The sequence below is a fragment of the Geodermatophilus sp. SYSU D00965 genome, from assembly GCF_054050075.1.
On sequence record NZ_JBJGYQ010000011.1, the window covers coordinates 157,590 to 176,364 of the forward strand.

General features: G+C 75.2%; 17 protein-coding genes and 1 riboswitch. Of the genes, 8 read left to right on the forward strand and 9 right to left on the reverse strand.

Annotated elements, in window-relative coordinates; genetic code table 11:
- Position 1: 1 nt before the first annotated feature.
- On the forward strand, positions 2-1,192 hold the full coding sequence (locus ACI789_RS12695; protein ID WP_457009480.1) for an amidohydrolase family protein: 1,191 nt from the start codon (positions 2-4) through the stop codon (positions 1,190-1,192).
- On the opposite strand, the gene ACI789_RS12700 is transcribed toward ACI789_RS12695, so the two are convergent.
- Together ACI789_RS12700 and metH are read right to left on the reverse strand one after the other, a co-directional pair.
- A complete protein-coding gene (locus ACI789_RS12700; protein ID WP_457009482.1) occupies positions 1,189-1,908 on the reverse strand; it encodes an HAD family hydrolase in 720 nt (239 codons plus the stop codon). The two genes, ACI789_RS12695 and ACI789_RS12700, sit on opposite strands and share 4 nt — an antisense overlap.
- Before the next feature lie 99 nt (positions 1,909-2,007).
- Positions 2,008-5,820 (reverse strand): methionine synthase, encoded by a 3,813-nt coding sequence (metH, locus tag ACI789_RS12705; protein ID WP_457009484.1) that lies wholly within the window; start codon positions 5,818-5,820, stop codon positions 2,008-2,010.
- A 115-nt stretch (positions 5,821-5,935) separates the two neighbouring features.
- On the opposite strand from metH, the gene ACI789_RS12710 reads away from it, so the two are divergent.
- From ACI789_RS12710 to ACI789_RS12725, 4 genes are all read left to right on the forward strand, one after another.
- Positions 5,936-6,796 carry a PAC2 family protein gene (locus ACI789_RS12710; RefSeq protein ID WP_457009486.1) on the forward strand — a complete coding sequence of 287 codons (861 nt, stop codon included), beginning with the start codon at positions 5,936-5,938 and terminating at the stop codon, positions 6,794-6,796.
- Between the two features lie 146 nt (positions 6,797-6,942).
- A complete protein-coding gene (locus ACI789_RS12715; protein ID WP_457009488.1) occupies positions 6,943-7,677 on the forward strand; it encodes a (2Fe-2S)-binding protein in 735 nt (244 codons plus the stop codon).
- Positions 7,675-7,857: riboswitch (cobalamin riboswitch) on the forward strand. It overlaps the preceding gene by 3 nt.
- A gap of 35 nt (positions 7,858-7,892) precedes the next feature.
- Entirely contained in the window at positions 7,893-8,093 is a 201-nt protein-coding gene (locus ACI789_RS12720; RefSeq protein WP_457009490.1) for a CbtB domain-containing protein, read from the forward strand.
- Positions 8,094-8,104: 11 nt separating this feature from the next.
- Entirely contained in the window at positions 8,105-8,878 is a 774-nt protein-coding gene (locus ACI789_RS12725) for a CbtA family protein (RefSeq protein WP_457009492.1), read from the forward strand.
- 60 nt (positions 8,879-8,938) lie between these two features.
- On the opposite strand, the gene ACI789_RS12730 is transcribed toward ACI789_RS12725, so the two are convergent.
- Both ACI789_RS12730 and mshC read right to left on the reverse strand, forming a co-directional pair.
- Positions 8,939-9,982, reverse strand: coding sequence for an HD domain-containing protein (locus ACI789_RS12730; RefSeq protein ID WP_457009494.1), 1,044 nt, complete (start codon positions 9,980-9,982; stop codon positions 8,939-8,941).
- The gene (gene mshC, locus ACI789_RS12735; protein WP_457009496.1) at positions 9,982-11,265 is read right to left on the reverse strand and encodes a cysteine--1-D-myo-inosityl 2-amino-2-deoxy-alpha-D-glucopyranoside ligase; all 1,284 of its coding nucleotides are present in this window, start codon (positions 11,263-11,265) and stop codon (positions 9,982-9,984) included. Before mshC ends, ACI789_RS12730 begins: the two co-directional genes overlap by 1 nt.
- An 83-nt stretch (positions 11,266-11,348) precedes the next feature.
- On the opposite strand from mshC, the gene ACI789_RS12740 reads away from it, so the two are divergent.
- The gene (locus tag ACI789_RS12740; RefSeq protein WP_456916881.1) at positions 11,349-12,065 is read left to right on the forward strand and encodes a maleylpyruvate isomerase family mycothiol-dependent enzyme; all 717 of its coding nucleotides are present in this window, start codon (positions 11,349-11,351) and stop codon (positions 12,063-12,065) included.
- A gap of 14 nt (positions 12,066-12,079) precedes the next feature.
- Here ACI789_RS12740 and ACI789_RS12745 read toward each other — a convergent pair whose 3' ends face one another.
- The 5 genes from ACI789_RS12745 to ACI789_RS12765 form a co-directional block, all read right to left on the reverse strand.
- Positions 12,080-12,466, reverse strand: a complete 387-nt coding sequence (locus ACI789_RS12745; protein ID WP_457009498.1) for a VOC family protein — start codon at positions 12,464-12,466, stop codon at positions 12,080-12,082.
- Between the two features lie 249 nt (positions 12,467-12,715).
- The gene (locus ACI789_RS12750; RefSeq protein ID WP_457009500.1) at positions 12,716-13,465 is read right to left on the reverse strand and encodes an SCO1664 family protein; all 750 of its coding nucleotides are present in this window, start codon (positions 13,463-13,465) and stop codon (positions 12,716-12,718) included.
- Between the two features lie 19 nt (positions 13,466-13,484).
- A complete protein-coding gene (locus ACI789_RS12755; RefSeq protein ID WP_456916878.1) occupies positions 13,485-14,036 on the reverse strand; it encodes a DUF3090 family protein in 552 nt (183 codons plus the stop codon).
- Positions 14,037-14,083: 47 nt separating this feature from the next.
- Positions 14,084-14,785 (reverse strand): histidine phosphatase family protein, encoded by a 702-nt coding sequence (locus tag ACI789_RS12760; protein ID WP_456916877.1) that lies wholly within the window; start codon positions 14,783-14,785, stop codon positions 14,084-14,086.
- A 31-nt stretch (positions 14,786-14,816) separates the two neighbouring features.
- Positions 14,817-15,650: an undecaprenyl-diphosphate phosphatase gene (locus ACI789_RS12765; protein ID WP_457009503.1), complete on the reverse strand. Its 834-nt coding sequence runs from the start codon at positions 15,648-15,650 to the stop codon at positions 14,817-14,819.
- A gap of 164 nt (positions 15,651-15,814) precedes the next feature.
- Between ACI789_RS12765 and ACI789_RS12770 the strand changes: the two genes are divergently transcribed.
- Both ACI789_RS12770 and ACI789_RS12775 read left to right on the forward strand, forming a co-directional pair.
- On the forward strand, positions 15,815-16,786 hold the full coding sequence (locus tag ACI789_RS12770) for an aldo/keto reductase (RefSeq protein WP_457009505.1): 972 nt from the start codon (positions 15,815-15,817) through the stop codon (positions 16,784-16,786).
- Positions 16,783-18,735, forward strand: coding sequence for an AAA family ATPase (locus ACI789_RS12775; RefSeq protein ID WP_457009507.1), 1,953 nt, complete (start codon positions 16,783-16,785; stop codon positions 18,733-18,735). Before ACI789_RS12770 ends, ACI789_RS12775 begins: the two co-directional genes overlap by 4 nt.
- Positions 18,736-18,775: the final 40 nt, after the last annotated feature.

The following is an 18,775-nucleotide window of genomic DNA, read 5'->3' on the forward strand; positions in this document are numbered from 1 at the left end:
CGTGCGGGCGTATCGGGCCCAGCGGGCCTTCGACGGCGAGCAGGTGCTGCCCGGCGGGGTCCTGGTCCTGGTCGAGGGCGGCACGATCGCCGGCGTCGAGCCGGGCGACGCCCCCGCGCCGCCCGGCTGCCCGGTCACCGAGCTGCCGGACACCACGCTGCTGCCCGGCCTGGTCGACACGCACGTGCACCTGTGCGGCGACAGTGGGCCGCGGGCGCTCGACCAGCTCCCCGAGCTGTCCGCCGACGAGCTCGACGCGATCGTCACCGAGGCCGGGCGGGAGCAGCTGCGCGCCGGGGTGACCGCCGTCCGGGATCTCGGCGACCACCGGTGGGCGGTCCTCGAGCGCACCCGGCGGGCCGACGGCGGGCCGACGGTCGTCGCCGCCGGGCCGCCGATCACCTCCCCCGGCGGGCACTGCTGGTCCATGGGCGGTGAGGCGGCCGGGATCGACCAGCTGCGCCGCGCGGTGCCGGAACGGGCCGAGCGGGGCGCCGGCGTCGTCAAGATCATGGCCAGCGGAGGCCTGCTGACGCCCGGGACCGACCTGGCCGCCGGTCAGTTCTCGCTGGCCGAGCTGCGCGTGGTCGTCGAGGAGGGGCACCGGCACGGCCTGCCGGTCACCGCGCACGCGCACGCGCTCACCGCCGTCGAGGACTGCCTCGCCGCCGGGGTCGACGGCATCGAGCACTGCAGCTGCCTGACCGCGAAGGGCGTCCGGACGCCGCCCGAGCTGGCGGCCGGTCTCGCCGCGGCCGGCATCCTGGTGTGCCCGACCGTCGGCCGGGTCCCCGGGATCGACCCGCCGCCGCACGTCCAGGCGCGGATGGCGGCCACCGGGGCCTCCTTCGAGGCGCAGCTGGTGAACGTGGCCGAGCTGCACCGGGCGGGGGTCGTGCTGCTCGCCGGCACCGACGCCGGCATCGGCCCGTCCAAGCGGCACGGGCTGGTGCCCATGGCGGTGGCCGACCTGGTGGACTGCGGCGTCCCGGTGGCCGAGGCGCTGGCGGCGGCCACCGGCCGGGCGGCCCGCGCGTGCGGGCTGGGCGACCGGACCGGGCGGCTGACGCCCGGTCTGGACGCCGACCTGCTCCTGGCCGACGGGGACGTGACCCGCGACGTCACCGGGCTGCAGCGCCCCCGGCTTGTGCTGTCCCGGGGCCGCGAGGTGGCGCCGGCCGCTCAGGCCTAGGCAGAGACCGCGTCGCGGGCGGCCAGCACGTCGACGAGGTCGGCCAGGCCCACGCCGTCCAGCGTGTCCCGCAGCACCAGTCCGGGCGCCGGCGGCAGCGGCTGCAGCGAGGGCACGCCGAGCACCGCGGCGCCCGCGGCGAGGCCGGCGGTGGCGCCGGCGACGGAGTCCTCCAGCACCACGCAGCCGGCCGGCTCCACGCCGAGCGCGGCCATGGCCTGCAGGTAGGGCGCCGGGTCGGGCTTGCGCGCGGGGACCTCGTCGCCGCAGACGGTGACGTCGAACGGCGGGAGGTCGGGGAAGGCCCGGCCGATCGCGGCGAGCACGACGTCGGCCAGCCGCCGCGGCGTGGTGGTCACCAGCGCGGTGGGCGTCGCGGCGGAGCGGACCTCGGCGATCAGCTCCCGCGCCCCCGGGCGCCAGTGGATCTCCCCTTCCAGCAGCACGGCCACCCGGTCCTCGATCCACCGGCTGTCGGCGAGGAACTGCTCCTCGGTCCGCTCCACGCCGAGGTCGGCGTACAGGATACCCATCGCCACGTGCATGCTGGTGCCGACGGTCCGCTCGCGGGCCTGCTCCGAGAACTGCCCGCCCAGCTCGCGCGCCAGGGCGAACATCGCCTCGCCCCAGTACTGCTCGGTCTCCACCAGCGTGCCGTCCATGTCGAACAGCACCGCCTGCAGCCGGCTGTCGGACGAGAGGGCCGTACCGCTCACGCCGCGGGTGTCAGGGGTGTGCACTGCACCAACCCTACGGCGGCGGGAGGGGGGCCGGCCGCGGCGGCGGCGTGATCGTCGCCGCACCCGGGCGCGGGCTCAGTCCTCGTCGGTGCGGTAGCCGAGGTTGGGCGAGAGCCACCGCTCGGCCTCGGCGACCGTCCAGCCCTTGCGCCGCGCGTAGTCCTCGACCTGGTCGCGGCCGATCCGCCCCAGGTTGAAGTAGCGCGCCTGCGGGTGCGAGAAGTACAGGCCGCTGACCGCCGCGCCCGGCCACATCGCCATGCTCTCGGTGAGCTCGATGCCCGTGGTGGCCTCGACGTCGAGCAGCTCCCAGATGGTCCGCTTCTCGGTGTGCTCCGGGCAGGCGGGGTAGCCGGGGGCCGGCCGGATGCCGGTGTACCGCTCGGCGATCAGCGCGTCGTTGTCCAGCCGCTCGTCGGCCGCGTAGCCCCAGAACTCCGTGCGCACCCGCTGGTGCAGCCGCTCGGCGAACGCCTCGGCCAGCCGGTCGGCCAGCGCCTCGAGCAGGATCGCGCTGTAGTCGTCGTTGGCCTTCTTGAACGCCGCCACCCGGTCGGCCAGGCCGAGCCCGGCGGTCACCGCGAACGCGCCGACGAAGTCGGGCAGGCCGCTGTCGGCCGGGGCGACGAAGTCGGCCAGCGACTTGCGCGGCGCGCCGTCGCGGCCCTCGGTCTGCTGGCGCAGCTGGTGCAGGGTCGCCCGGACGGCGCGGCGCGACTCGTCGGTGTAGACCGCGATGTCCTCGCCGTCCACCCGGTTGGCCGGGAACAGGCCGAAGACGCCGGCGGCCCGCAGCCACCGCTCCGCGACGATCCGGTCGAGCATCGCCTGGGCGTCCTCGTACAGCCGCCGGGCGGCCTCGCCGGTCGCGGGGTTGTTGAGGATGTCGGGGAACCGGCCGCGCATCTCCCAGGCGGTGAAGAACGGCTGCCAGTCGACGTACCGGCGCAGCTCCTCGATCGGCTGGTCGGCGACCACCCGCACGAACTGGGTGGCCACGCCGTGCGGGTGCTCGGAGCCGGTGTCGCGGGCCTGCTGGAGCAGCATCCGCGGCCGCGGCGGGGTGTAGCCGCTCCAGTCGATGCGCGGAGCGGCCGCGCGGGCGGCGGCCAGCGGCAGCATGGTCCGGGTGTCCTGGCGGGCGGCGTGCCGCTCGCGCAGCGCCGCGTAGTCGGTCTCGGTCTCGGCCAGCAGCCGCGGGCGCTGCTCGTCCGACAGCAGCGCGGCGACCACCGGCACCGACCGGGAAGCGTCCTTCACCCAGATGACCGGCCCGTGGTAGCGCGGGGCGACCTTGACCGCCGTGTGCGCCCGGGAGGTGGTGGCGCCGCCGATCAGCAGCGGGATGTCGAAGCCCTGGCGCTCCATCTCCGCGGCGAGGCCGGCCATCTCGTCGAGGGACGGCGTGATGAGCCCGGACAGGCCGATGATGTCGGCGCCCTCGTGCTTGGCCGCGTCGAGGACCTTCTGCGCCGGGACCATGACGCCGAGGTCGACGACGTCGTAGTTGTTGCACTGCAGGACGACGCCGACGATGTTCTTGCCGATGTCGTGCACGTCGCCCTTGACGGTGGCCATCACGACCTTGCCGTTGCTGCGCTCGGCGTCGCCGGGCTGCTTCTCGGCCTCGATGTACGGGATCAGGTGGGCGACGGCCTTCTTCATGACCCGGGCGGACTTCACCACCTGGGGCAGGAACATCTTCCCGGCGCCGAACAGGTCGCCGACGACGTTCATGCCGTCCATCAGCGGGCCCTCGATGACCTCGATGGGCCGGCCGCCGCGGGCGCTGATCTGCGCGCGCAGCTCCTCGGTGTCGGCCTCGACGAACTCGTCGATGCCCTTCACCAGCGCGTGGGTGATCCGCTCCGCCACCGGCAGCGACCGCCACTCGTCGGTGGCGACCTCGCGGGCCGCGCCGTCCCCGGCGTAGTCGCCGGCGATCTCCAGCAGCCGCTCGGTGGCGTCCGGGCGGCGCGCCAGGACGACGTCCTCGATCCGCTCCCGCAGCTCGGCCGGCACCTCGTCGTAGACCTCGAGGGCCCCGGCGTTGACGATGCCCATGTCCAGGCCGGCGGCGATCGCGTGGAACAGGAAGACGGCGTGGATGGCCTCCCGCACGCGGTTGTTTCCGCGGAAGGAGAAGGAGACGTTGGAGATGCCGCCGGAGACCAGCGCGCCGGGCAGGTGCTGCTTGATCCAGCGGGTGGCCTCGATGAAGTCCAGCCCGTAGCGGGCGTGCTCCTCGATGCCCGTGGCGACGGCGAAGACGTTCGGGTCGAAGATGACGTCCTCGGCGGGGAAGCCGACCTCCCGGGTGAGGACGTCGTAGGCCCGGCGGCAGACCTCGGTGCGCCGCTCGAACGAGTCGGCCTGGCCGGCCTCGTCGAAGGCCATCACCACGACCGCGGCGCCGTACTTGCGGCACAGCCGGGCCTGCCGGACGAAGTCCTCCTCCCCCGCCTTCAGCGAGATGGAGTTGACGATCGCCTTGCCCTGGACGTTCTTCAGGCCGGCCTCGATGACCTCCCACTTCGAGGAGTCGATCATGATCGGCACGCGGGAGATGTCGGGCTCGGCGGCGACCAGGCGCGTGAAGCGGTCCATCGCCTCGACGCCGTCGATCATGCCCTCGTCCATGTTGACGTCGATGACCTGCGCGCCGGCCTCGACCTGCTGGCGGGCGACGGCCAGCGCGGTGGTGTAGTCGCCGGCCTTGATCAGGTTCCGGAAGCGCGCCGAGCCGGTGATGTTGGTCCGCTCGCCGACGTTCACGAACAGGCTCTCGTCGGTGACGGTGAGCGGTTCCAGCCCGGACAGGCGCAGCGCCGGCGGCACCTGCGGCGGGGTGCGGGGCGCGGTCCCCTCGACCGCCGCGGCGAGGGCGGCGACGTGCTCGGGCGTCGTGCCGCAGCAGCCGCCGACGAGGTTGACCAGGCCGCTGGCCGCGAACTCCCCGACGAGCGCGGCGGTCTCCTCCGGCGACTCGTCGTACTCGCCGAAGGCGTTGGGCAGGCCCGCGTTCGGGTAGCAGGAGACGAACGTGTCGGCGACCCGCGCCATCTCGGCGAGGTAGGGCCGCATCTCCTTGGCGCCCAGGGCGCAGTTGAGGCCGACCAGCAGCGGACGGACGTGCCGCACCGAGTGCCAGAACGCCTCGGTCACCTGCCCGGACAGCGTCCGCCCGGAGGCGTCGGTGATGGTGCCGGAGATCATCACCGGCCAGCGGCGGCCGCGCTGCTCGAACAGCGTCTCCAGCGCGAAGACCGCCGCCTTGGCGTTGAGGGTGTCGAAGATCGTCTCGACGAGCAGGACGTCGCAGCCGCCGTCCACCAGCCCGGAGGCCTGCTCCAGGTAGGCCTCGACCAGTTCGTCGTACGTGACGTTGCGGGCGCCGGGGTCGTTGACGTCGGGCGAGATGGACGCCGTCTTGCTGGTCGGGCCGAGCGCGCCGACGACGAACCGCGGCCGGCCCGGGGTGCGTGCGGTCATCGCGTCGCACTCGCGGCGGGCCAGCCGGGCCGCCGCGACGTTGATCTCGTGCGCGAGGTCGGCCATGCCGTAGTCGGCCAGCGAGATGCGGTTGGCGTTGAACGTGTTGGTCTCGACCAGGTCCGCGCCGGCCTCGAGGTACTCGCGGTGGATGCCCGCGACGAGCTCGGGCCGGGTCAGGCACAGCAGGTCGTTGTTGCCCTGCACGTCGGTGGGCCAGTCGGCGAACCGCTCGCCGCGGTAGCCGGCCTCGTCGGGCCGGTCGCGCTGGATCGCCGTCCCCATGGCGCCGTCGAGCACCAGGATGCGCTGCTGCAGCAGGGCGGTGAGCTCCGCGGTCGCATCGGGGCGGAGGGACGACGTCCCGGTGGCGGAAGACGTGTTGCGGGGCGACACCGAGTCAGGGTATCGGTCCCCCGGGGCGGCGAGTCGCTCCTGCGGGGGACGTGGGCCACACGCACGGGTCGGCGAACACGCGGCGTGTCCTCCCCCGCGACGTAGGCTTCGAGGGGTGATCGACCCGAAGTCCACCCCTGAGGACCTGCCCCGGCTGAACGACCCCGTCGTGGTCGTCGCCTTCGAGGGCTGGAACGACGCCGGGGACGCCGCCACCGGGGCGCTGGAGCACCTCGAGCTCATCTGGGACGCCACCCCGCTCGCCGCGCTGGACCCCGAGGACTACTACGACTTCCAGGTCAACCGGCCCACCGTCTCGCTCATCGGCGGGGTCAGCCGCCGGATCGAGTGGCCCACCACCCGCATCTCCGTCGCCCGCCCGCCGGGTTCCGACCGCGACGTCGTCCTGATCCGGGGCATCGAGCCCAACATGCGCTGGCGGGGCTTCTGCGAGGAGCTCATCGACCTGTGCCAGGAGCTCGACGCCCGCACCGTCGTGGGGCTCGGCGCGCTGCTGGCCGACACCCCGCACACCCGCCCGACCCCGGTGACGGGGTCGGCCTACGACACCGAGTCCGCCGAGCGGTGGGGTCTGGAGACGTCCCGGTACGAGGGCCCGACCGGCATCCTCGGCGTCTTCCAGGACGCCTGCGTGCAGGCCGGCCTGCCGGCGATCAGCTTCTGGGCCGCGGTGCCGCACTACGTCTCTCAGCCGCCGTCGCCGCGGGCCACCGTCGCGCTGCTGCAGCGGGTCGAGGAGGTCCTCGAGCTCGCCGTGCCGCTCGGCGCGCTGCCGCAGCAGGCCGAGGACTGGGTGAAGACCGTCGACGAGATGGCCAACGAGGACGCCGAGGTCGTGGAGTACGTGCGCTCCCTCGAGGAGCGGGCCACCGAGGTCGACCTCTCCAACGCCAGCGGCGACGCCATCGCCCGCGAGTTCGAGAGATACCTGCGCCGCCGGGGCGGCACGAACTGACGACGCGGCCCTCCGGCTCGCCCGACTGAGCCGCCCCGCTCACGCGGGGGTCCGCCGCGCCTTCGTCGCGGTGGTCGGCCGCCGTTGCATGGCTCGACGGTGTTGGGGATAACGGTCGAGGTCGGGTGGTGCGGGACGATGGCCCGGTGACCGGATCCGCCGCGGTGGAGGCGCTGGCGGCGGCCGGGGCGCTCGGCCCGTTCTTCGCCGTCGCGCCCGAGGCCGGACCGGGCTGGGTCTCCTGGACCGCCCTGGTCGACGGCGGCCCGCTGGAACAGCGGATCGCCGACGTGCGCGCCGCCCTGGCCGCGGCACCCGGCGCCCCCGACGTGGACCGGCGGGTGGCCGCGTCCCTCGCGCACCTGGGGCTGGTGGCCCGCCTCCTCTCCCCCGTGCTCGGCGCCGCCCTGGTGCGCGGCGTCCTGCCGGTGGCCGCGCCGGAGGAGGTGCACCTGCACCTCGCCGGGGCCAACCCGCTGCCGTTGGCCCTGCCCGCCGCCGGGACCGTCCCCGCGGCCGGCCCGGACGCGCTCGCCGGCGCGCTGGACCGGTGCTGGCTCGTGCCGGCCGTGCAGCCCCTGTCGGCGGCGGTGGCCGCCTGCACCGGCTTGTCCACCCAGGTGCTCGACGGCAACACGATCTCCGCGGTCGCCGGTGCGCTGCGGATGGCGAACACCGCCGTCCCGGAGCTCGCGCCCCTCACCGCGGCGACGCTCGACGCCGTGCTCGCCGAGGGCACGCTGGCCGGCACCGGTGCCCGCCGCGGCGACGGCAGCTTCGTCCGCCGCTCCTGCTGCCTGTTCTACCGGCTGCCCGGCGCCGGCACCTGCGGCGACTGCGTCCTCACCCGACCCGGGCCCGGCGCGAGTCGCGGGGTGTAGCGTTCGCGCCGCCGCAGTGTCAGGGAAGCCGGTTCAAGTCCGGCACGGTCCTCGCCACTGTGACCGGGGAGCGGACCCCCACGGCACCACTGGTGCCCCTCGCCGAGGCGGGGGACGCCGGGAAGGTCGGGGCGAGCGTCGATCCGGGAGTCAGGAGACCGGCTGCGGCGCGCACCACGTCATTCCACGAGGCATGGAAGAAAGGGTTCCTCCGCATGACCTCTCCGCACGCCCAGTCCGCCCCGTCGCGCGCCCGCATCGCCGTCCCCGCCTGGGCCTGGGCACTGGCCCTGCTCGCGCTGTTCGGCCTGTACCTGATCGCCCAGGACAGCGGCGCCGTGCTCGCCTCCCTCGGCGACACCGCGCACGAGTTGTTCCACGACGCCCGGCACTCGCTGGGCATGCCGTGCCACTGAGCGGCGCCCCCGTGACCGGGACCCTCGACCGTCCCGCCGTCGGCCAGCCGCTCCGCTTCGGGCAGCTGTTCGGCCGGATCGTGCTCGCCGGCCTGGTCGCCGGCGTGCTGGCCGGCCTGTACTCGCTGCTGGTGACCGAGCGGGCCATCGCGCCCGCCCTCGCCGTCGAGGAGGCCCGCGCGGCCACCGGGGGCGGCCACGAGCACGGCGCGGAGCTGTTCAGCCGCCCCGAGCAGCTGTTCGGCGGGTTCCTGGGCACCGTGCTGGCGGGCGTGGTCCTGGCGGTGGTGTTCGCGGCCGTCTACGGCCTCGTGCGGCACCGGCTGCCCGGCCGGACCGACGTCGCCCGGACCGCGCTGCTGGCCGCCGTCGGCTTCGCCGTGCTCGCGCTGCTGCCGGCGCTGAAGATCCCCGCCAACCCGCCGGCCGTCGGCGACCCGGCCACCGTCGGCACCCGCACCGCGATCTACGGCGGCGTGCTGCTGTGCGGTGTCGTCGGCGCGATGCTGGTGGCCGCGCTGGTCAGCTGGCTGCGCAGCCGCGGCACCGGTGACGCGGTCACGGCGATCGCCGCGACCGTGGCCGGTGCGGTCCTGCTGGCGCTGGTGCTGGTGCTCGTGCCGGACGACCCCGACACCATCGCCGCCGACGTGCCGGCCGCGGTGGTGTGGGACTTCCGGCTCGCCTCGCTCGGCCAGCTGGCCGTGCTGTGGGCCGGGCTCGGCCTGACCAGCGGCTGGCTGCTGGACAGGCTCCCCCGCCGCCGGGCCGTTCCCGCCGGCTGACCGGCCGGCGCCGTCGACCGCCGCGTGCCGGCGGCCGACGGTGCGGTCCGGGCCGGACGGCTAGGGCAGGCGGAGCAGCGGGCGCATCGCCGACGCCGCGTCGGCGTCGAAGAGCCGGTCGTGCATCGTCAGGGCGAACCTGTCGGTCATCCCCGACACGTAGTCCACGACCTGGGTCACCGGGTCGGCCTCGGTGTCCCGGTAGGACGCCGGGATCAGCTCGGGGTGGGCCAGGTGGTGGTCGACCAGCCGGCGGGTCACGTCGATGGCCAGCTGCTTCTGCCCGGCCGCCGTCTCCGACGCGTAGACCCGCTCGAACATGAACGTCCGCAGCTCGTGCATGGCCGCCAGCTGCTCGGGCGCCATCACCACGGCGCCGGCGGTGTTCCCGGGTGACAGCGACCCCTCGACGACCGCGTCGATCATCGCGCCGACCATCTGGCTGCCCGGGTCCCCGAACGCGGCGCGGGCGCGGGCCGGCAGGTCGCCCACCCGCAGCACCCCGGCCCGGACGGCGTCCAGCGCGTCGTGGGACAGGTAGCCGATCCGGTCGGCGTAGCGGACGCACTCGGCCTCGCGGGTGTCCGGCGGCGGGTCGATCTTCCAGCTGTGCGCCCGGATGCCGTCGCGGACCTCCCAGGTGAGGTTGAGCCGCTCGAGCACCTCGACGATGCGCACCCCCTGCGCGGCGTGGTGCCACCCGCCGGGCACGTAGGGCTCGAGGGCGTCCTCGCCGATGTGCCCGAACGGCGAGTGGCCCAGGTCGTGGCCCAGCGCGATCGCCTCGGCCAGGGTCTCGTTGAGGCCCAGCGCGCAGGCCAGGGAGCGGGCGACCTGGGTGACCTGGAGGGTGTGGGTCAGCCGGGTGACGAAGTGGTCGCCGTCGGGGTTGAGGAACACCTGCGTCTTGTGCTTGAGCCGGCGGAAGGCCTTCGCGTGCAGGATGCGGTCGCGGTCGCGCTCGAACGCCGTCCGCAGGGGGTCCTCGGGCTCGGCGACCGCCCGGCCGCGCGTGGCCGCCGACCGGGTGGCCGACGGCGCGAGGTCCTCCTCGGCCGCCTCGCGCGCCGCCCGGTCGACCAGCCGGAAGGGCTCCGACGCCATCAGCCGTCCTGCAGCGCGCTACCCATGGCGCACGTGTCCAGCGCGATCCCCAGCAGCGCGTCGACCGCGTCGCACACGACCGTGGGGGCGCCGTCCTCCAGGTCGTCGCCGTCCCCGGCCGCCAGCGTCCGGGCCGCCCACCGGTCGACCACGGCGATCGCGCCGGGGGTGTCGAGGTCCTCGGACAGCCGCTCCCGCAGGCCGTGCAGCACCGGTGCGGCCGGCGCGCCGGCCGCGCGGGCCACGGCGCGGCGCCAGGTGACCAGCCGCTGCTCGGCCTCCCGCAGCAGGTCCGGCGTCCAGGCCCGGTCGGTGCGGTAGTGGCCGGACAGCAGCGCCAGGCGGATCGCCATCGGGTCCACGCCCTCGCCGCGGAGCTTGGACACGAACACGAGGTTGCCGCGGCTCTTGCTCATCTTCTCGCCGTCCAGGCCGATCATCGCCGCGTGCACGTATGCCCGGGCGAAGGGCTTGGTGGCGGTGAGCGCCTCGGCGTGGACGGCGGAGTACTCGTGGTGCGGGAAGACCAGGTCGCTGCCGCCGCCCTGGACGTCGAAGGCCATGCCGATGGTCTCCAGCGCGATCGTGGCGCACTCGATGTGCCAGCCGGGCCGGCCGGCCGTGCCGCGGGGGCCGGGCCAGGAGGGCTCCCCCGGGCGCTCGCCGCGCCACAGCAGGGGGTCGAGCCGGTTCCGCTTGCCGGCGCGGTCGGGGTCGCCGCCGCGCTCGGCGAAGAAGCGCAGCATGGTCGGCTCGTCGTAGCGGGACTCCGCGCCGAAGCCCGGCGCCTGGGCGACGTCGTGGTAGACGTCGCCGGTGCCGTCGTCGAGGACGTAGGCCAGGCCGTCGTCGAGCAGGTCCTCGATGTGCGCCACGATCCGCGGGATCGACTCGACCGCGCCCACGTAGTCCTCGGGCGGGAGCACCCGCAGGGCGGTCATGTCCTCCCGGAACAGCGCGGTCTCGCGCATGCCCAGGACGATCCAGTCCTCCCCGTCGCGCTCGGCGCGCTCGAGCAGCGGGTCGTCGATGTCCGTGACGTTCTGGACGTAGTGGACCGCGTGCCCGGCGTCCCGCCACACGCGGTTGACCAGGTCGAACGCCAGGTAGGTCGCGGCGTGGCCCAGGTGCGTGGCGTCGTACGGGGTGATCCCGCAGACGTACATGCGAGCGGTGTCCTCGGGCGAGGTGGCGACGACCTCCCCCCGGGAGGTGTCGTACAGCTTGAGCGCGGGACCGGTGCCCGGGAGGGTCGGCAGGAGCGGAGCAGGCCAGGCGAGCACGCCCCGAGCCTAGAGGCGGCTTCCGACGACGCCCGGCGGCCCTCATCCTGAGGGAGCGACAGCAGCCCCGTCGGAGGTGGATCGTGGAGCTCGACCAGTACCTGCCGGTCCTGCAGAAGGCGGACGCGCGCTTCGCCGAGGCCGCCGCCGAGGCGGTGCTCGCCCGCGGCTGGTCCGCGCCGGTGACCGGCTGCCCCGGCTGGACGCTGGCCGACCTGGTCTGGCACCTGGCCGAGGTGCAGCACTTCTGGGCCTGGGTGGTGCGCACCCGCGCCGTCGACCCCGGCGGCTACGTCGAGCCGGTGCGGCACCCCGACGACGAGCTGCTGGGCTACGGCCTGGCGCAGTCCGCCGAGCTGGAGACCGTCCTGGCCGGCGCCGACCCGGCCGAGCGGGTGTGGACGTGGGCGGCGCGGCAGGACGTCGCGTTCGTGCTGCGCCGCCAGGCCATGGAGGCGGTGGTGCACACCTACGACGTCGAGGAGGTGCTCGGCGACGTCCGCCCGATCCCGGCCGACGTCGGCCTCGACGGGCTCGACGAGTGGCTGGAGGTCATGGTCCCCGCCGTCCTCCCCTCCGGGCCGCCGGACACGGCCCACCCGGTGGTCTTCCACGCGGTCGACGCCGACGCCGAGCGCACCCTCTTCCCCGGGTCGCGCCCCTTCCCCATCGCCGCGCTCACCGGGACCGCCGGCGACCTGCTGCTGGCGGTGTGGCGCCGGCTGCCGCTGGAGGTGCTGACGGTGGACGGCGACGGGCTGCAGGCCGCCGCGATGATCGACCTGGTCAAGCTGGAGTAGCCGCCGCGATCCGCTCAGGGCCAGGTGGTCGCGTACCGGTCGAACTCCTCGCCGGTCTGGACGTCGACCACGCAGAACACCAGCCCCGCCGGGTCCTTCATCTGCCAGAAGCCGCCCATGTCCGCGGACCGGGTGGCGCCCAGCGCCTCCAGCCGGGCCACCTCGGCGGGGACGTCGTCGGTCTCGACGTCGACGTGCCAGCGCGGTGGCGTCCCGGTGCCGGTGCGCTGCACCTCCAGGTGGAAGCCGTCCGCGAACGAGCCGAGCGAGGTCCAGTCGGGGTCGGTGGGGTCGGGCTCGGCGGGCCGGCCGGTGGCGGCGGACCAGAAGTCCCGCCCGGCGTCGTGGGTGTCCGGCGGGAGGTCCAGCAGCAGGATCGCCAGGCGGGAACGATGCGGCATGGCAGGAACCTAGAGCCCAGCCGCAGGGTGTCCGCCCGAGCGGGGGCCCGGAGGGTGTCCGGCCGAGCGGGGGCCCGGAGGGTCCCCCGAGGCCGGACGGGACGGAAGCCGAGGACGCTGGGACGCGAGCCGCCCCGCGAGGGTGGTCCGAGCGAGCGGGGGCCGGAGGCCTCCCGAGGGAGGACCAGGCAGGGCTCCACGCACCAGGGGCACGGCACCTGGCCGCGGTCGGAGCCCGGAGGGCGACAGTTAGAACGGCGGCCAGGGCAGGGCGGGCCAGTCGCCGCTGGGCTGCGGGTGGCAGCCGGTGCGCAGCAGGTCGGCGACCCGCTGCTGGGTGCGGCGCACCTCGCGGCGGGTGAGGTGCTCGTGCAGCCGCTCCCCGAGGTCGCCGAGCAGGTCGTCGCGGAGCCGCTCCAGCACCTCCAGCGCCTCGGCCGGCAGCGGCTTGCCGGCCCAGCGCCACAGCAGGGTCCGCAGCTTCGGGTCGACGGAGAAGCAGATGCCGTGGTCGACGCCGTACACGTGCCCCTCGGGCGTGGGGATGATGTGCCCGCCCTTGCGGTCGGCGTTGTTGACGACCGCGTCGAACACCGCCATCCGGCGCAGGCCAGGGTGGTCGGAGCGGACGAAGGCGGCCAGGTCGACGGTGGGGTCGCCGTCCACCCACAGCTGCACCATGCCGGGGCCGAACGGGCCGTCGCGCAGCACGGTGGGCGGCACGACGCGCCAGCCGGTGGCCTCCGACACCAGCGCCGCGGCCACCTCCCGGCCGGCGAGGGTGCCGTCGGGGAAGTCCCACAGCGGCCGCTCCCCCGCGACCGGCTTGTAGACGCACTCGCCCTCGAGCTCGTCGGTGCGGATGGTCCCGACGAGGGTGACGTTGCTGGCGTCGAGCATCCGGCCCTCGAGGTCGATCTCGCCGTCGAGCAGCAGGGTCCGCGCCTCGGCGTCGTCCACCGGCGAGCGCAGGTCGGGGGCGGCTGGCTGCTCGGTCATCGGCGCAGCGGGGCCGGGCTCAGCGGCGGTAGCCGTTCTGCCGCGGGCAGACGTGCCCGCTGGGGTCCAACGGCAGGGAGCACAGCGGGCACGCCGGCCGGCCCGCGGCCACCACGCGGCGGGCGCGGACGACGAAGGCGCGGGCGGCGGCCGGGGTGATCGTCACCCGGAGCGCGTCGGGGCCCTCCTCGCTGTCGGAGAGGATCGCGTCCTCGTCCACCGGCTCCTCGCCGGCGGCCACCGCCTCCACGACGACGGCCTGCGTCTCGCCGTCCCAGGCCAGGCCCATGGCGGCGACCCGGAACTCCTCGTCGACCGGCGCGGCCAGCGGCTCGAGGTCGTCGACCTCGGCGTCGGGCGGGACGACGACGCCGGGGCGGGTGGCGATCTCGTCGAGCAGCTCGTTCATCCGGTCGGCGAGCACCTGCACCTGCGTCTTCTCCAGCGCCACGCTGACCACCCGGCCCGATGCGTCGGAGGCCTGCAGGTAGAAGGTGCGCTCGCCGGGCTGGCCGACCGTGCCGGCGACGAACCGGGACGGGCGTTCGAAGAGGTGGACCTGGCGGGGCACGGCCCCAGGTTACGCGGACGGCCGTCCGGGGCGAGCCGAGACGCAGGTCACACGGTCGCGCCCGCGCCGCCGCCGACGACGGCGTCGGAGTCGGCCTTCCGCCGGCGCCGGCCCTTCTTCGTCGGGGGGACCAGCGCGGCGACGTCCCCACCGGTGTCGTTGACGCGGACGACGAACGGGCGGGTCTCGGTGTAGGTGACCACCGAGATCGACGCGGGGTCGACGACGATCCGCTGGAACTGGTCCAGGTGCAGGCCGAGGGCGTCGGCGAGCACGGCCTTGATCACGTCACCGTGGCTGCAGGCCAGCCACACCGCGTCCGGCCCGAGGGCGGCGTTCCAGGCCCGGACGGCGGCGACCGCCCGGGCCTGGGTCTGGGCCAGCCCCTCGCCCTCGTCGCCGGGGAAGACCGCCGCCGAGGGGTGGGCCTGGACCACCTTCCACAGCGGTTCCTTGGCCAGCTCCTTGAGCGGCCGGCCGGTCCAGTCGCCGTACCGGGCCTCGCCGAGCCGGTCGTCGGTCTGCAGCTCCAGCGAGCGCCCGTCGAGCACGGCCGCGGCGGTCTGGCGGCAGCGCTCCAGCGGGCTGCTCACCACCGCGGCCAGCGGCACCGGCGCCAGCCGCTGCCCCACCGCCGCCGCCTGCGCCTGGCCGGTCTCGTCGAGCTGCACGCCCGGGGTCCAGCCGGCGAGGACGCCGCCGGCGTTGGCCGTCGTCCGGCCGTGTCGCAGGAGGATGACGGTGGTCACGACCTGCGAGTTTACGGCCGCCGGTCAGCGATCACGTGGCGGCGATGACGCCGGTGCCCAGCAGGACGAGGATCAGCGCGCCGACCAGCACCCGGTAGACGACGAACGGGGTGAAGCTGCCGCGGTCGAGGTAGCGCAGCAGCCAGGCGATGACCGTCCAGCCCACGAAGAAGGCCAGCACGGTGGCGAGGATCGTGGGGCCCCACGCGACCGGCTCGCCCTCGGTGCCGCCGGTGAGCGCCTCGTAGGCCTGGAAGACGCCGGACCCGAGCACCGCCGGGACGGCCAGCAGGAACGAGTAGCGGGCCGCCGCCGCCCGCGAGTAGCCCAGGAACAGCCCCATCGTGATCGTGCCGCCGGACCGGGAGACGCCGGGCACCAGCGCCATGGCCTGGGCGAACCCGAAGGCGATGCCGTGCCCGACGGTCAGCTGGTCCAGCTCCCGCTTCTTCGACCCCACCCGGTCGGCCCAGAACAGGACCAGCGAGAAGGCGATCAGCGCGGTGGCCACGATCCACAGGCTGCGGAAGGTGGTCTCGATGCGGTCCTGGAGCAGCAGCCCGAGGACGACGATCGGCACGCTGCCGGCGATGATCAGCCAGCCCATCCGGGCGTCGGGGTCGCGGCGCAGCCGGCGGTCGCCCAGCGAGCGCACCCAGGTGGAGACGATCCGCCAGATGTCGTGCCGGAAGTAGAGCAGCACCGCGGCCTCGGTGCCGATCTGCGTGATCGCGGTGAACGCCGCGCCGGGGTCACCCCAGCCGAAGGCCTCCCCCACCACGCGCAGGTGCGCGCTGGAGGAGATCGGCAGGAACTCCGTCAGCCCCTGCACCAGGCCCAGGACGACGGCCTCGATCCAGCTCATCGCGCGGCCGCCCCCCGTCCGGAGCGATCGGAACGGCCGGGGGCGGGAAGAGTTCCTCGGAGCACGGGAGGCCAGCGTAGGCGGGCCCGGGCCGATCCCGGCGCGCCGCTCCGGGCCCGTCGCTCCCCGGCCCGGCCGGGGCCCCGACGGTAGGTTGGCCCCCCGTGGAACAACGCGCGCTGGGGCGCAGCGGTCTGGTCGTCTCCCGCCTCGCGCTGGGCACCATGACCTGGGGCCGCGACACCGACGAGGACGAGGCCGCGATGCAGCTGACCGCCTTCGTCGACGCCGGCGGCACGCTGGTCGACACCGCCGACGTCTACTGCGACGGGGACAGCGAGCGCACTCTGGGCCGGCTGCTGTCCGACGTCGTCCCCCGCTCCGACCTGCTCATCGCCACCAAGGCCGTGGGCCGCACGTCGCCCGGGCCGATGGGCCGCGGCGGCTCCCGCGGCCACCTGCTGGCCGCCCTCGACGCCTCGCTGGACCGGCTGGGCCTCGACCACGTCGACCTGTGGCAACTGCACGCCTGGGACGACACCACCCCGCTCGAGGAGACCCTCGCCGCCTGCGACACCGCGGTCGCCTCCGGGCGGGTGCGCTACGTCGGTGTCAGCAACTTCACCGGCTGGCAGACCGCGCAGGCGGCCACCTGGCAGCGGGCCTGGCCGGGGCGGGTGCCGGTGGTGAGCACCCAGGTCGAGTACTCGCTGCTGCAGCGCGGGGTCGAGCGCGAGGTGGTGCCGGCCGCCGAGGCGCTGGGGCTGGGCGTGCTGGCCTGGTCGCCGCTGGGCCGGGGGCTGCTGACCGGCAAGTACCGGCACAGCACCCCGACGGAGTCCCGCGGCGCCAACGCCCAGTGGCAGGGCTTCATCGACGAGCTGCGCACCCCGAAGTCCGACCGGATCGTCGAGGCGGTCATCACCGCCGCCGACGGGCTGGGCACCACCCCGCTGGCGGTCGCCCTCGCGTGGGTGCGCGACCGCCCGGGGGTGACCGCGCCGGTGGTCGGGGCGCGCACCGCCCAGCAACTGCAGGCCTCGCTGGACGCCGAGGCGGTGCGGCTGCCCGCGGCGATCCGCACGGCGCTCGAGGACGTCTCGGCGCCCTACTTCGGTTACCCGGAGCGCCGATGACCAGGCCCGCCGTCGCCACCGACCCGGTCTTCACCGCCTTCTGCACCGCGGGCCTGTGGCCGGGCCTCGGCAAGCGGGCGGCCGCCGAGCTGCCCGCGGCCGGCATCACCTCGCCCGACGACGTCACCGCCGACCGGCTGCAGAAGCTGCCCCGGGTGGGCCGGCAGCGCGCCGAGCGGCTGTTCTCCAGCTTCCTGGCCGCCGCGCCCACCTACGAGGTGGTCGAGCTGCTGGTCGGCGCCGGGCTCGACGCGAAGCTGGCGGCCACCGCGGCCGACGCGCTGGGCACCGACGCCGCGCGCCGGCTGCGCGACGACCCGTGGGCGCTGCTCGGCCTGACCGGGGTCACCCTCACCGACGCCGACCGGCTGGCCATCGCCGTCCTGCCGGGGGCCGACCGGCAGGACAGCCGCCGCGGCCGGGCGATCGTGGCGATGACCCTGCGGACGGCGACCCGCGACGGGCACACCGTGCTGCCGGTCGACCTGGTGGTGGCCGCGCTGCGCGCCGAGCAGATCGCCGACCCGGCCGCGGCGATCGTCGCCGCGGTGGAGTCCGGGGACGTGCTGGAGCACGAGCCGCCGGAGCCGGAGTTCGACGAGGACGCCGATCTCGACGAGCTGCCCGAACCCGACCCGGCGCTGCGGATGCTGTCGCTGGCCCGCTACGGCATGGCCGAGGAGGCCGTCGCGGAGAACGTGGCCCGGCTGGCCGCCACCGCCGAGCGGATCGCCGACCCGGCCGCCGTCCGGTCGGTGGCCAAGGGGCTGGACGAGGCGCAGAAGCGGGCCGTGGCGCAGGTGCTCGGCGCCGGGGTGTCGCTGCTGACCGGCGGGCCGGGCACCGGCAAGAGCCGCACGGTCGCGGCGATCGTGACACTGCTGCGGTCCAAGGGCAGCGAGGTGGCGCTGGCCGCCCCCACCGGGCGGGCGGCCAAGCGGCTGGAGGAGCTCACCGACCACCCCGCGGTCACCGTGCACCGGCTGCTGGGCGCGCAGGGCACCACCGGCGGCTTCGCCCGCAACGAGGAGTGGCCGCTGGACGCCGACGTCGTCGTGGTCGACGAGGCCTCGATGCTCGACGTCGAGCTGACCGCGGCGCTGCTGGAGGCCTGCCAGGACGGCACCCACCTGCTGCTGGTGGGCGACCCCGCGCAGCTGCCCTCCATCGGTCCCGGCCACGTGCTGGGCGACCTGATCGACTCCGGGGCCGTGCCGGTCACCGAGCTGACCACGCTGTACCGGCAGGCCGAGGGTGGCGCGATCGCCCGGCTGGCCAACGCCGTCCGGGGCGGGCAGCTGCCGCCGGTGGACTCCCCCGACCGCGAGGTGGTCGTCGTCCCGGCCACCGGCAGCGGGGAGGCGGCCAGGCGGGTGGTGCAGCTGGTCACCGACTCCATCCCACGGGCGCTGGGCATCGACCCGGCCACGGTGCAGGTGGTGACCCCGGTGCACCGCGGGCCGGCCGGCACCATCGAGCTGAACAAGGCGCTCAAGGAGAAGCTGAACCCGGGCGACGGCACGGTGTGGGGCTTCGACGTGGGCGACCGCGTGGTTGCCACCGCCAACCACCTGGACCTCGAGCCGATCGGGTTCGCCAACGGCGAGGTCGGCGTGGTCACCGGCACCGGCGACGGCACGCTGGACGTCGACTTCGCCTCCGGGCCGGTGACGGTGAGCGGCTCGGCGATGAGCGACCTGCGGCACGGCTGGGCGATCACCGTGCACCGCGCGCAGGGCTCGGAGTGGCCCGGCGTGGTCGTCGTCCTGCCGCCGGAGGCCGGCGGGATGCTGTCGCGGCCGCTGGTCTACACCGCGCTCACCCGCGCGCAGCGCCACCTGTCGATCGTGCACGCGACCGGCGCGGCGCTGGCCCGGGCGGTGAGCCAGGTCGACGTCCGGCCGAGGCGCACCCGCCTGGCGACGCTGCTGGCCGAAACCGCCGGCTGAGCGGAGGAGATCCGTGCGGGTGACCCGCACGGATCTCCTC

Coding starts and splice junctions, on each gene's coding strand:
- ACI789_RS12720 (WP_457009490.1), top strand. CDS start 7,893: ATGACCTCTCCGCACGCCCAGTCCGCCCCGTCGCGCGCCCGCATCGCC.
- ACI789_RS12765 (WP_457009503.1), bottom strand. CDS start 15,650: ATGAGCTGGATCGAGGCCGTCGTCCTGGGCCTGGTGCAGGGGCTGACG.
- ACI789_RS12730 (WP_457009494.1), bottom strand. CDS start 9,982: ATGGCGTCGGAGCCCTTCCGGCTGGTCGACCGGGCGGCGCGCGAGGCG.
- ACI789_RS12775 (WP_457009507.1), top strand. CDS start 16,783: ATGACCAGGCCCGCCGTCGCCACCGACCCGGTCTTCACCGCCTTCTGC.
- ACI789_RS12745 (WP_457009498.1), bottom strand. CDS start 12,466: ATGCCGCATCGTTCCCGCCTGGCGATCCTGCTGCTGGACCTCCCGCCG.
- ACI789_RS12750 (WP_457009500.1), bottom strand. CDS start 13,465: ATGACCGAGCAGCCAGCCGCCCCCGACCTGCGCTCGCCGGTGGACGAC.